At 42.9% G+C, this 14040-nt stretch carries 9 protein-coding genes; 8 read left to right on the top strand and 1 reads right to left on the bottom strand.

Annotated features, from left to right (window positions below; all coding sequences use genetic code 11):
• Positions 1-338: 338 nt before the first annotated feature.
• The 8 genes from QZZ55_RS16280 to QZZ55_RS16245 all read left to right on the top strand — a co-directional run bounded on the left by QZZ55_RS16280 (position 339) and on the right by QZZ55_RS16245 (position 12949).
• On the top strand, positions 339-1268 hold the full coding sequence (locus tag QZZ55_RS16280; RefSeq protein WP_293268481.1) for a LysR family transcriptional regulator: 930 nt from the start codon (positions 339-341) through the stop codon (positions 1266-1268).
• A 79-nt stretch (positions 1269-1347) separates the two neighbouring features.
• On the top strand, positions 1348-1959 hold the full coding sequence (locus QZZ55_RS16275) for a LysE family translocator (protein WP_293268480.1): 612 nt from the start codon (positions 1348-1350) through the stop codon (positions 1957-1959).
• Between the two features lie 106 nt (positions 1960-2065).
• On the top strand, positions 2066-2632 hold the full coding sequence (gene tehB / locus QZZ55_RS16270) for a tellurite resistance methyltransferase TehB (RefSeq protein ID WP_293268479.1): 567 nt from the start codon (positions 2066-2068) through the stop codon (positions 2630-2632).
• A gap of 572 nt (positions 2633-3204) precedes the next feature.
• Entirely contained in the window at positions 3205-4188 is a 984-nt protein-coding gene (locus tag QZZ55_RS16265) for a TAXI family TRAP transporter solute-binding subunit (RefSeq protein WP_293268478.1), read from the top strand.
• Between the two features lie 74 nt (positions 4189-4262).
• Positions 4263-6899 carry a TRAP transporter permease gene (locus QZZ55_RS16260; RefSeq protein WP_293268477.1) on the top strand — a complete coding sequence of 879 codons (2637 nt, stop codon included), beginning with the start codon at positions 4263-4265 and terminating at the stop codon, positions 6897-6899.
• A 68-nt stretch (positions 6900-6967) separates the two neighbouring features.
• Entirely contained in the window at positions 6968-7402 is a 435-nt protein-coding gene (locus tag QZZ55_RS16255) for a universal stress protein (RefSeq protein ID WP_293268476.1), read from the top strand.
• Between the two features lie 80 nt (positions 7403-7482).
• A complete protein-coding gene (locus tag QZZ55_RS16250) occupies positions 7483-12291 on the top strand; it encodes an NAD-glutamate dehydrogenase (RefSeq protein WP_293268475.1) in 4809 nt (1602 codons plus the stop codon).
• Between the two features lie 199 nt (positions 12292-12490).
• Positions 12491-12949 (top strand): hypothetical protein, encoded by a 459-nt coding sequence (locus tag QZZ55_RS16245; RefSeq protein ID WP_293268474.1) that lies wholly within the window; start codon positions 12491-12493, stop codon positions 12947-12949.
• Positions 12950-12970: 21 nt separating this feature from the next.
• On the opposite strand, the gene QZZ55_RS16240 is transcribed toward QZZ55_RS16245, so the two are convergent.
• Positions 12971-14017 (bottom strand): response regulator, encoded by a 1047-nt coding sequence (locus QZZ55_RS16240; RefSeq protein WP_293268473.1) that lies wholly within the window; start codon positions 14015-14017, stop codon positions 12971-12973.
• Positions 14018-14040: the final 23 nt, after the last annotated feature.

The following is a 14040-nucleotide window of genomic DNA, read 5'->3' as shown; positions in this document are numbered from 1 at the left end:
TAACACATAAGAATGACAATAGCAGCAGTATACGAATGCAATATGGAGTGGGCGCTCAATACCAATTTAATGAAAGTATCTCAATGCGGGTGATGGGGAGAAGTGTGCTAAATAATTTCTCGTTTAGCTCAGGTACGCCTTATTCATTGAGTGTTGGAGCGCAGTACCACTTCTAATAAAGGTAATAAGATCTCCACAGGTAAGCTGGCTGGCTACCGCTAGCCTTTTGTCCCAGTAACGGATTCACAGTTGTATCAATTAAATGGACGAGCACATTGTGGTATAAAAATGATGCATGATTATCCAATAATAAACTCAACTTACAATATGGTATCAATGTGGAGCGACTTAACCTTAACCTACTCAGGGCACTAGCCGTACTGCTCGAAGAAAAAAATGTAACCAGAGCTTCGATTAGGCTCAGCCTAACGCAGTCTGCGATGAGCCGGCAGCTGAGTCAGCTTAGAGATTATTTTGTTGACCCGCTTTTGATTCGTGAGGGTAACGGTTATTTACTAAGTGCCAAAGCAATAAAGCTACAACCCAGAATTCAGGCGATTATTTGCGATGTCGATAGTTTACGAGGAGAGGAGCGCTTCGACCCTGCGTCATGTCAACGTCGATTCTCGTTTGCATGTACAGATTATGTTGCCCAGTTTATATTTCCTGACATTTTGCAGCGGTTGCAAAAAGAAGCGCCGGGAATTGATATCGTCTACGAAATGTGGAAACCAGAGTGGCTGAGTAGGCTTGGACAGCTCCCATTAGATTTCGTGTCAACAACTACATCCGCCGTGCCTGAAAATATACACAGCGTCCACTTAGGCTGCGACAGCCCGGTTTGTTTAATGGCTATCGACCACCCTTTGGCCGATAGTCGCTCCCTGACATTAGACGCAATGCTAGAGTATTCTTTTGTGCACTTGAATAGCGGTGGTGATAAAGATTCTTTCCTAGACCAAGCCTTGGAAGCGAAAGGAATCAGGCGTCGTATTTTATTTGAAGTTCCTTTTTTCTCTGCTGCATTTCAAGTGATTGGCAGTAATCAGTCCTTAATGGTTCTGCCAGCACATATTGCCCGTAATGCAGCAGATCACTTTCCACTGACTTACCGACTCTTATCGATAAAAGTACCCCAGAACCATTACCATTTATGCTGGCACGCGATGAACGATCTAGACCAGGCACATACATGGGTTAGAAATTGTATTGCGGATCAATTAATTACGTCGATGTACTCACCTCAAGAGCATGATTTTATTTCATAGCAGTCATTCTATATTTGCATTTCTCGCATACCTTGATTTTGCATAAACTAGTGCAACTAAATTGATCAAGGTAAACACCATGACCCTAGCCACATGGCTCTCTCTCGTTGCTATATGTTGTCTTGGCGCGGTTTCACCAGGCCCAAGTCTAGCCGTTGTATTACGCCATACGCTATGTAATGGACGTATTCATGGCATTCTTGTTTCAATTACACATGCTTTGGGACTCGCCGTATGGGCAGTGCTAACCATATGGGGGCTAGCGGTACTGGTAACAGAAATTCCCGTGCTATATAAACTTATCACTTACATTGGTGCTGTTTATCTGGCTTGGATGGGGGTGAAGGCAATACGATCAAAGGGAGGTAACCACTTTCGTATTGATAATACATCAGCACCTCTTATCGAAGTGGCGAGGGATGGAATAATGGTTTCCCTTCTAAACCCGAAACTAGCTATTTTCTTCATTGCGCTTTTTTCTCAGTTTGTCACTGTCGATTTAACCTTAGCTGACCAGTTAATCATGCTTGGCACAGTAGTATCCATTGATAGCTTTTGGTACATCACCGTAGCTATCGTATTATCTCATTCTCGTATCATTGATAAGCTGCAGCAACAATCTGCCATGATAGATAAGATAAGTGGCATCGTATTAGTAGGACTGGCTCTAAGAGTTGTCACCCTGTCCTGAGTCATTTTTTAAAAGGAATAACAGGAAGAATGACTCGCACTTTATTTAATCAGGCGATATAAGGCGTAAGATAATAGCCCTCATTTTTAAAAACTAAGTGGTTCCCATGACAATTGATCTAAATAGCCGTTATGGCTTAAATCCTGCGCATAGTGAAGTGGTAGAGGCGTGCAAAGTTATTGAACCGACCGATGCGTTAGATATGGGTTGTTCTAATGGACGTAATGCGGTGTATCTCGGCCAACTCGGGTTTAACGTTACAGCCATAGATACGAATCCCGGTGCCATTGATATGCTGAAAAGCATTATTCTTGAAGAGAAGATGAGCAATATTAAAGCCCACGTGTACGACATTAACAATGCAAGCCTTGGAGAGGACTATGGTTTTATTGCCTGCACCGTAACCTTAATGTTTCTCGATCCTGCTCGTGTTGATGCTGTTATTTCTGATATGCAGGACCGCACTATAGCTGGTGGTTATAATCTAATTGTTTGCGCCATGAACACTGAAGAAACACCATGCCCAGTACCTTTTCCTTTTACCCTAAAAGCAGGGCAATTGAGTGAGGCTTATCGAGGGTGGGAGCAGGTTAAGTACAATGAAGATGTAGGTACTATGCACAATGGAGCAAAATTGCAGTTTGCTACCATACTGGCGCGAAAACCTAGCTAATTCCGTCCGTACTAGGTTATGAGTTTGAATAGACTTCGCGATCAAGTTGAAAAATTTTACCAATTGCTATGGGATGCCCGGATGTATTGCATGACGATTTTACATTTCGTGGTTCTTTAGGTCAGGAAAAGCGTGGGCACTATTCACGCTTTTTGGCGAGAAGGTGTCCAATGTTTGGGGGCGAGGAGACTTGAAAAGTTTAGAACAGCAATTGAAACTAAATAAAACGTCCAAGTGAATTTTCTATCAAATATAGCTTAGTCTCCATACGGCACGTTAGGTACTCGAAGCTTCGACGAAGAACCCAAGGATCATTAAAGGGGACAATAAATAGCCTGATTATTGGCTCTTGATGTACTTATTCTTAGTATTGGCACGTTAGGAGGTGTAATTGGCATGGAAGGCGGTCTTCTCGTCGTGCTGTTTCTCGTATGTTGTACCTACTTCCTCGACGTAGGAAGCAGGGGTCATGCTGTTAGGTATTTGCTTTACAGCTTTTAATCCGTATTTCGTACGGCTGAAATGACTTCACGCAACTCCCTTACGGGAACATAACGATAAGAAGGATTACCATGTCTCTTAAAAGTAAACTTGCTACTACGCTTCTATCCTCCGCTGTGGGCTTATCCGCTTCTTTTGGAGCAGTCGCTGCAGAACAAACCTACGTAACTATCGGAACCGGTGGTCAGACTGGGGTTTATTACGTTGTTGGTCAGTCTATCTGTCGTCTGGTTAACCGTGGAACTGATGATCACGGCGTTAAATGTACAGCTCCATCTACGGGCGGTTCTGTTGCTAATATTAATGCTATCCGTCAAGGGCAGCAGGATATGGGTATGGCGCAATCTGATTGGCAGAACTATGCACTGGAAGGAACAACGCATAAGTCATTTGAGAAGCAAGGCGCATTCACTGATTTGCGTGCACTTTTTGCAGTCCACAATGAACCATTTACTGTTGTTGCACGTGCCGATTCAGGTGTTAAATCTTTCGATGACCTCGTTGGTAAGCGTGTTAACCTGCAAAACCCAGGCTCTGGTACTCGCGGTACAATGGAAGTTCTGATGGATAAAAAGGGCTGGACGCGTGAGTCGTTCAAGCTAGCAGCAGAACTAAAAGCGTCAGAGCAAGCTCAAGCGCTGTGTGATAACAAAATTGATGTCATGATTTACTCTGTTGGACATCCATCAGGCGCAATTAAAGAAGCAACAACTTCTTGTAATGCGAAAGTGATCCCTGTAACTGGCGCTATCATCGACAAGCTTATTTCAGAAAACGCTTACTATGCACCTGCAACCATCAAAGGCGGCATGTATAAAGGTTCTGATACAGATGTACTGACGTTCGGTAATGCTGCCACTATGGTGACATCTGCTAAGGTTGATGCTGATACCGTTTACCTCGTTGTTAAATCTGTATTTGATAACTTTAGCCGTTTCAAAAAGCTGCACCCAGCTTTTGCAAATCTTAACCCTAAAGATATGATCGCAAACGGCCTATCGGCTCCTTTACATGAAGGTGCGGTTCGTTACTACAAAGAAAAAGGCTGGATGTAATTTACAACTAGCCAAAGAAGGAGTGCTTTGCACTCCTTCTTTCTTATTCCTGATTCCACTTCTGGGAGCTGAATATGACGAATTTGCGCAATCAAAACAAAAACTCGCAAACTGAACTCGATGAAAAAGAACTACAGGAAATGGTTGCTGCCAGTGATACTGGTGCCAGAATCCCTCATGGCTGGCAAGGCAAACTTCTTTTAGGTACTGCATTATTTTGGTCTCTTTTTCAGCTATGGATAGCATCCCCTTTACCTTTTTATGACTGGCCTGTCATTGGCAGTTTTGGCATTTTTAATGACACCGAAGTCCGCGCTATTCATTTGGGCTTTGCAATGTTCTTGGCGTTTACGGCTTACCCTGCCTTGGCCAATTCACCACACCACCGTGTACCGATTAACGATATAATACTGAGTCTCATTGCTGCTTTTTGTGCGTCATATATTTTCTTGTTTTATGAGCAGCTTGTAAGCCGTCCAGGCCTTCCTAATACACAAGATTTGGTTGTTTCTATTGCGGGTTTACTTTTACTGCTAGAAGCGGCTCGCCGAACGCTTGGCCCACCCTTGATGATTGTGGCTATTGTGTTTTTAACCTATTCACTGGCCGGCCCTTATATGCCGGACATCATCGCTCACAAAGGCGTTACACTAAAAGAGCTTGTTAATCACCAATGGTTAACGACCGAAGGCGTTTTTGGTATTGCACTTGGGGTGTCATCTGGTTTTGTATTCCTGTTTGTTTTATTTGGTGCATTGCTAGATAAAGCGGGGGCAGGGAACTACTTCATCCAAGTTGCATTCTCTTTACTAGGACATATGCGTGGCGGCCCAGCAAAAGCAGCCGTTGTTGCGTCTGGACTAACAGGACTTATTTCAGGTTCTTCGATTGCAAACGTAGTGACGACCGGTACGTTTACTATTCCTATGATGAAACGAGTTGGCTTTTCATCTGAGAAAGCAGGGGCTGTAGAAGTCGCTTCTTCTGTAAACGGGCAAATTATGCCTCCCGTTATGGGCGCTGCGGCGTTCTTAATGGTGGAGTATGTTGGGATCTCTTATGTTGAGGTAATAACTCATGCATTTTTGCCTGCTCTCATCTCCTATATTGCGCTTGTTTACATTGTGCACTTAGAAGCTTTGAAGCTTGAAATGCAAGGTTTACCACGTCGTGGGGCTATTAAACCTTGGCATCTACGTATTTTAGGCTTGCTTACTGGCTTTGTTGTGACGGCTGTTATTGCTGCGGTTGTTTACTATGGGATTGGTTGGATAAAACCAACCTTTGGTGCATCATCCGGGTTGGTAATTGCAGCATTATTAGTAGTCGTTTACTTATACCTTGTGCGCTTTGCCTCATCAGTACCTGACCTTACGTTAGATGACCCTCAATCTCCTATGATTCAGTTACCTGAAGTAGGTCCAACCGTAAAATCAGGGCTGCATTTCTTACTCCCTGTTGTTGTTTTGGTATGGTGCTTAATGATTGAGCGCTTATCACCAGGACTGTCTGCCTTTTGGGCAACCGTATTAATGATTGTTATTCTGGTAACACAACGCCCATTAATGGCTTTTTTTCGCCAGCAAGAAAATGTGTCTCATCAGCTACGTAAAGGCGCTAATGAGCTGGTGGACGGCCTGATAGTCGGTGCTCGAAACATGATCGGAATCGGTATTGCAACAGCAACCGCCGGCATTATTGTGGGTGCCGTGTCGCAAACAGGTGTTGGTTCCGTATTGGCTGACTTAGTTGAGATCCTCTCAATGGGGAATTTATTACTCATGCTGATGTTAACTGCTGTACTGAGCTTAATACTCGGTATGGGGTTACCAACGACGGCTAACTACATTGTAGTTTCATCACTTTTAGCGCCTGTTGTTGTGTCACTTGGGCAAGAGTCTGGCTTAATTGTTCCACTTATCGCTGTTCACTTGTTTGTGTTTTACTTTGGCATTATGGCTGATGTAACCCCCCCTGTTGGATTAGCTTCTTTTGCTGCAGCTGCCGTATCAGGTGGTGATCCCATAAAGACAGGCTTTGTCGCATTTAACTACAGCTTACGTACCGCAGTCTTACCATTCTTGTTTATTTTCAATACTGATTTGTTATTGATCAATGTGACTTGGTTGCAGGGTATTCAAACCTTCATTGTTGCCACCATTGCCATACTGATCTTTACCGCTGCTACACAAGGGTTCTTTATCGTCCGTAACCGTTGGTATGAATCTGTACTGCTTATCTTGGTAGCATTTTCTCTGTTCCGACCGGGTTTTTGGATGGATCAGATGGTGCCTCCCCATCAACAAGTTTCACCGACAGAATTAGTACAATCTGCTGACTCCATTGCATCAGGTACGCCTTTGCGTCTCTGGATCGATGGTGAAGATGACGTAGGCAATCAGCGCTCATTTATGGCACGAATTTCATTAGGTGAGGGCGAGGATGGCGTATCACGACTAGACTCAGCCGGTTTAGCTTTAATCAGCAGTAAAGGAAAAACAATAATAGACTATGTGGGCTACGACAGCCCAGCCGAAAAAGCAGGGTTGGCTTTTGATCAAGTAATTACTGGCGTAGAAGTGCCACAAGCACAGCCTGCTAAACAGTGGGTCTATATTCCTGCTCTTGTTTTACTGGCACTCATTGTTTTATTGCAACGACGCCGTAAAAAGCCTTCAGCCGTACTCACTAATCCAGTGCATGCAAACTAAACTATTTGATATATAGATGTATCCTTACCGCTATGGTATGGATACGTTCTATCCAAGAGGTATGAGCGATGTTTAATAAAGTACTCGTCCCCATAGACTTAAATGAACCAGCTTTTGCCGAGCAGGCACTAAAATTGGCATTACGCGAAGTACAGGAAAACGGATCAGAGTTACACATGATCACCGTTGTGCCGGGATTCACAAACTCATTTGTAGCTTCATATTTTAGTGAAAAAGATCACAACAAAGCAGTAAAAGAGGTGGCAAGAAAATTACAGGAATATGCACATAAAGTGGTGCCTTCTGAAATACAGCCTACACTACGTGTATACGAAGGTTCGCCGGCAGATACTATTGTTCATTACATCTCCTCTAAAGAGATTAATTTAGTTATTATGCCTGCACACCATCGCTCTAAAATTGACGAGTTTTTACTGGGTTCTGTATCTGCAAGAGTAGCCGAACGTGCTAAATGTTCTGTGCTTCTATTAAAGACTAACTAATCATGCGCTCTGTGACCGCAGCAGTGCTAGCGTTACAGAGCAAAATTAATCATCCAAACTGGGTTAAAAAATAAATAACCATGCCTGAACTAGCATCCAACAACAATCCTTTGCTGGCTCCACTGACCGACCTTTTAAGTACGAAACTACCAACAGATCGCCTTGATGCTGTTAGAGGTTTCGCGCAACATTATTACCAAGCGACGACCAAAGAAGAGCTAAACGAGCGATCACTCGATAACTTGTATGGCGCCACTTTGTCTTGCTGGCAATTTTTGCAAAGCTTCAATGCTGCTCAACCTAAAGTACATGTATATAACCCGGATTTAGAGCAACATGGTTGGCGTGCCCAGCATACTGTTATTGAGATTCTACAATCAGACATGCCGTTTCTTGTCGATTCAGTTCGTATAGAACTGAATCGTCGTGGATTGGTGATTCATACGATTCATAACCAGATTCTTTTCACCCAGCGTGATGGTGACAAATTACTAAAATTAACCAATTCCGCAGATAGTACGGCTCAAGCTGAAGCACTTATTTATCTTGAGATTGACCGCACCAGTGACGTATCCGAACTAAAAGCAATTCTTGCCTCCTTACAACAAGTACTGAATCAGATTCATATCGTTGTAGATGACTTTCCTCAAATGCAGGCACGTGCTCATGCTTTATTAGATGAGTTAGGGCAGCAAAAGGGAGATCAGGCTGAAGGTGCCCAAGCATTCCTAAAATGGATGCTAAATGATCGTTTCACATTTTTAGGCTATGACGAAATTAGTATTAAAGAGGGTACGGTAAGCCGTATCCCAGAAAGCGAGTTAGGCACATTAAAAATTAAACAGTCGGGTGAGCGTAACGAGCGAGCCTTTGATGATCTACGTACAGCAGAGCAAGCTTTTTTGCTAGAACCAAGCATTATTATGTTTGCAAAAGATGCGCACTATTCCCGCGTACATCGCCCCGCTTATATGGATCGCGTCATTATTAAGCGTTTTGATGAGAATGGTAACGTAACAGGGAAATGCCGTTTCTTTGGGCTTTATACATCACCTGTTTATTCTGAATCCATTGATACTATTCCAGTGATGGAGCGAAAAGCTGCAAACGTACTTAAACACTCTGGATTTGACCGACGCAGTCACAATGGTAAAGAGCTAATGCAGATCATGAACGATCTGCCTCGTGATGAGTTAATGCTTTCTACCGAAGAGGAGCTTCTTGAGTTATCGATGGGCGTCTTCAGTTTGCATGACAGACGCCGTATTCGTTTGCTCTATAGGCAGGACCGTTGCAACCAATTTGCTACTTTTTTGTACTACGTACCACGCGATATTTTCAATACTGCACTGCGTGTGCAAGTTCAAGGAATTCTAGCCAAAGCGTGCGCTTCTGGTGATGTAGAGTTCACAACAACGTTTAGTGAATCTATTCTTGCTCGAGTTCAATTTGTTCTGCGTTTAGATCCAGATAACCCTATTGAAATTGACTTGGCAGATCTCGAAACAGAAATTATTAGTATTTCTCGTGATTGGGGTGATGAGCTACATGCTGCATTGATGGACGCCTGTGGCGAAGAGAAAGGTAATTATTTACAACATAGTTATCGAAATGCTTTTAACAGTGCTTATCGTGAACATTTTAAAGTTACCAGTGCTGTATTTGATATTCAGCGCATCGAGGAGCTCAACGATACCACGCCAGTCACTATGAGCTTTTACCGTGTTCTGGAACAGAGCCAAGATATATTACGCTTCAAACTATTTAATGCAGACCAGCCCTTAATACTTTCTGATGTCATTCCTGTATTGGAAAACCTTGGCATGCAAGTGGTGGGGGAGCACCCCTATGCGGTACAAAGAGGCGACGGGAAAATCTTCTGGATTCACGACTTCACCCTTATTTATCAAGGGAACGAAACGGTTGTTCTGGATGAAGTGAAAGATGTCTTTCATAACGCTTTTGCAAGTATTTGGAGCGGCAATGCTGAAAACGATGAGTTTAACCACCTTGTCATTGGCGCCAACCTTAGCTGGCGTGAAGTCTCTATGCTGCGTGCTTATGCACGCTACAGCAAACAAATACGTTTTGCTTTTTCGCAGCCTTATATAGCAGGAACATTAGCACGTCATATTCAGGTCACTAAGCTGCTAGTTGCTTTATTTAGGGCAAGGTTAGAACCAAGCCGTCAAGGCAGTGCTAAAGTCAGCGCATTGGCTGACCGTATCGAAAGCAGCATTATTGATGCATTAGATAAAGTAGCTAATATCAACGAAGATCAGATTCTGCGTCGATTCCTTGAACTGATTAAAGCAACATTGCGTACCAGTTACTTTAAGCAAGATGAGAACGGTGAATTTAAAGACTACTTTGCATTTAAACTAAACCCGCATGCCATTAATGACATGCCATTACCGCGCCCGATGTTTGAGGTATTTGTCTACTCGGCTCGTGTTGAAGGTGTCCACTTACGCGGAGGCAAAGTTGCCCGCGGAGGGTTACGCTGGTCTGACCGTTTAGAGGATTATCGCACCGAAGTGCTAGGGCTTGTTAAAGCGCAGCAAGTTAAAAACTCAGTTATCGTTCCTGTTGGTGCAAAGGGTGGTTTTGTTGCCAAAAAACTACCTAGCAATGGTGATCGTGAAGCGTGGATGGCAGAAGGAATCGCCAGTTATCAAATCTTTATCCGAGCACTGCTGGATATTACAGATAACCTTGTAAGTGGTGCACTAGTACCGCCGATTGATGTAGTTCGCCACGATGAAGATGACCCTTACTTTGTAGTAGCCGCCGATAAAGGTACGGCTACATTCTCCGATATCGCCAATGAGATCGCAGAAGAGCGCGGGTTCTGGTTAGGGGATGCCTTTGCCTCAGGTGGTTCTCAGGGCTATGACCATAAAGGGATGGGTATTACTGCACGTGGTGCGTGGGAATCAGTGAAGCTCCATTTCCGCGAGTTAGGTTTAGATACACAAACCGAAGAGTTTAGTGTTGTTGCTGTTGGTGATATGGCTGGTGACGTTTTTGGAAACGGGATGTTGTTGTCTGAGACAATTCAACTATGCGCTGCGTTCAACCACCTGCATATCTTTATAGATCCTACACCGGATGCAGCGAGTAGTTTTGTTGAACGCCAACGACTCTTTGTATTACCACGCTCAAGTTGGGAAGATTACAACGCAGAGCTGATATCTAAGGGAGGAGGCTTGTTTTCTCGTGCATCAAAATGGATTGATATCTCGCCACAAATGAAAACACGTTTTGATATAAGTGAAGATCGCTTATCTCCCAATGACTTGTTAACTGCTTTGTTGAAAGCACCCGTAGACCTAATTTGGAACGGTGGTATAGGGACATATGTTAAAGCGACCCATGAAACACATGCCGAAGTGGGTGACAAAGCCAATGATAGCTTACGTATAAATGGTAATCAGTTACGCTGCAGAGTACTAGGAGAAGGTGGAAACCTTGGATTCACACAACAAGGGCGAATGGAGTTCTGCTTGCATGGAGGTAAATCCAACACAGACTTTATCGATAATGCCGGTGGCGTAGATTGCTCTGACCATGAAGTTAATATCAAGATATTGCTTAATGAAGTTGTTGCTAATGGCGATATGACTGTAAAACAGCGTAACGCATTATTACGAGAAATGACTGACGAAGTAGGAACTTTGGTATTAAAGAATAACTACAAGCAAGCACAAGCCATTAGTGTTGGCCATACTCATGCCCGTCGTGCAATGGATGAATATATATTACTTATCAATCGCTTAGAGGCGGAAGGTAAACTAGATCGTGATCTTGAGTTCATCCCGCCAGATGAAGTACTTCAGGCAAGAAAAGCATCAGGAGAAGGATTAACTCGCCCTGAGCTTAGTGTCCTTATTTCATATACTAAAGGTGAGCTTAAAGAGAAGCTTAATGTTGATTCCATCACGAAAGATGAGTATCTAAGCCGCGCGATCTTTACCGCTTTCCCACAACGGTTGGTGGATGACTTTAGCCCTGAAATTGAAAACCATCGCTTACGCGGAGAGATTATTGCAACTCAAGTTGCAAATGACATGGTTAATAGTATGGGCATAACCTTTACTGAACGTCTTTGCCAAATTAGCGGTGCAAGCTTGGCAGATGTTGCCGCAGCCTTTGTTATTGCTCGTGATGTGTTTGGTATTGATCAATTGTGGACAGAGATTGAGTCTTTGGATAACCAAGTTACTTCGGCTTTGCAACAGCAAATGATGGCTGATCTTATCCGCTTAATTCGTCGTGCGACTTATTGGTTCTTGCGCCATCAACGACCAAAGATTGATGTTGCTGCGGCGGTATCACAATTCCGCCCTGGTAGTTTGCAAATCAGCAAACAATTATCCGACCTTCTAAAAGGAGAGCCACGGGCACGCTGGCAGCAAAAACATGATGATCTGGTAACTGCAGGCGTACCATCCTCCTTAGCTGCCGTTGTAGCGGGAGCTGATAATTTGTATGCATTATTAAGCATTATCCAGGCTGCTGAGCAAACAGGCCAGTCGCTAGAGCGTGTTGCCCAAATACACTTTGCTTTAGGTGATAACTTAGAACTTCATTGGTTCGATCATCAGATTAAAGAGATTGAAACAAATAGTCATTGGGAGTCGATGTCTCGCGATGGCTTCCGTGAAGACCTAACAAATCACCAACAAGCCATTACTGTTAATGTATTGCAAAGTGGTACTGATGATGAAGAGGGAGATGCTCTGGTCAAAGAATGGTTGCATAATCGTCATCAACTAATGCAACGCTGGCAGCACTTGTTAAGTGAAATCCGTGGCTCTGCGCAAAATAACTCAGCTATCTTTGCTGTAGCTATTCGTGAGTTACAGGAACTCGCTCAAGCCCGTTAAGATTTACTTATATCCTTAACGACAGTAGCGCAATGCTACTGTCGTTTATCTAGAGCTTAATCCTCATATCGTCTTCGTAAAACACAATTAGTATTTTCATTCTTGATATTGTAATATTAACGCTAATGAGTATGATTATCATTTGTATGCGATATATTCATAAGAACTACACCGTTAATAACATTGAAAAGAGGCTTTCATGCAGTTTATTTGCCCAAAACATCGAAGCCAGTATGCAAGTGCTACTGAGAATGAACTCATCAATTACTGTTTCCACTGGATGCAAGAGTCAGAAAAACATTACAAAGATAGAGAATGGGAAAAAGTTTTGCCCTATGTTGGAAGTGCTTATGATATAGCCAATATGTTAATAGAAAGGGGGGGCTTTAATCGTTTGTCGCTTTCATTAATGATGCTATCCGCTATGTATTTATCTAACGTATTTCACCATATGGGCAGAGAAGAGGATGCCGATATGGTGTTAATTTTCGCCTATAATTGTTTGGTTAAAAACAAACTAACTGAACAGATTAAAACCAATCAAGCATTAGATTATGCAGAGCAACTTATGGATGAACCATCACATGGGCATGTATTGCATAGCCAGCTCAATATGAAGCTGCATCAGCGGTCTTATCAAACACATGCATTACATTAATTGCGTTAACACCTTCTAAAATTAATAAGGCATTATGCATTGAATAGTGCCGTTTTCGTCTCTTTCTAGAAGATCAGCTTGCAAAGTAATACTTAAGCGCTGAAGGTATTCCAATAGTAGATTTGACCAATCAGTAGCAGTGAAAACAGGTAGGCCGCTACTCTGCTCAAACGTTAAAATAAGATGACCTGTTTGCTTTGCTTGCTGGACGGTGATTTTTAAATCATTGCCATCTGATGAAAGAATCATCACTTCAACAGCACTTATTAGCAGTTGTTTGAGGTATATAGCATCGGACTTAATTTGCGCGGGTAAAGTATTTACTGAATCATTATTCAATCGATAGTCCAGTATCCAACCCTCACGTCGGCTTTGAGGTAAAAAAATGTGAAGTACTTCATTAAGTAAATCAGCAAGATCAATCAGTTCTGGTTTAAAAGACTGCTCACTAAGATTCAGTAAGCTGACACTATTGCTGAGTCGCTGGTGCTGTGCATGTAAATTAACCGTAATATCATGAGCTACAGGGTTCAGATCAAATTGCTGCAAACGTGAGCTTTGTTTTAACAAAGGCAGCATTTGTTGATGCAGCTGTTCTGCTGTTATTTGATTGGCAGGCGTAGAGTCGTTCATGCTTACAGGACTTTTTCGAGCGCTTTTTATGTCTCTATACGACCGTAGCCCAACAACCACAGAGGTTAACAATCGCGAAGCCGACAGCTCTGCTTTGCTTAAATAATCGTTGATATCATAGTTAACAATTACCTGAGCTTCAGGAGCATATCCAGGATGGCCTGTACGTAAGATAATCCGTATATCGCGATTATTCATCCCGTCTCGAATATGTTCAACTAGTTGCAAACCCTCGCTATCTGTCTCCATAACAACATCGAGTAATGCCAATGCTATATCAGGATGTTGAATTAAAAGTTCACGTGCTTCATTGCCGCTCATCGCACTAATCAGTTCAATTGGCCGCTGCTCAAACTCATAGCCACGAAATACCATCCGGGTTATACCGTGAATGCCTTCTTCATCATCGACAACTAGCACTTTCCATGGAACCATAATTGATTAATCACTGTTTATTA

This window comes from Neptunomonas sp., from assembly GCF_016744175.1.
Classification (GTDB): domain Bacteria; phylum Pseudomonadota; class Gammaproteobacteria; order Pseudomonadales; family Balneatricaceae; genus Neptunomonas.
The sequence above is the reverse complement of the archived record's forward strand: the minus strand, read 5'-3'. Positions and strand labels throughout refer to the sequence as shown.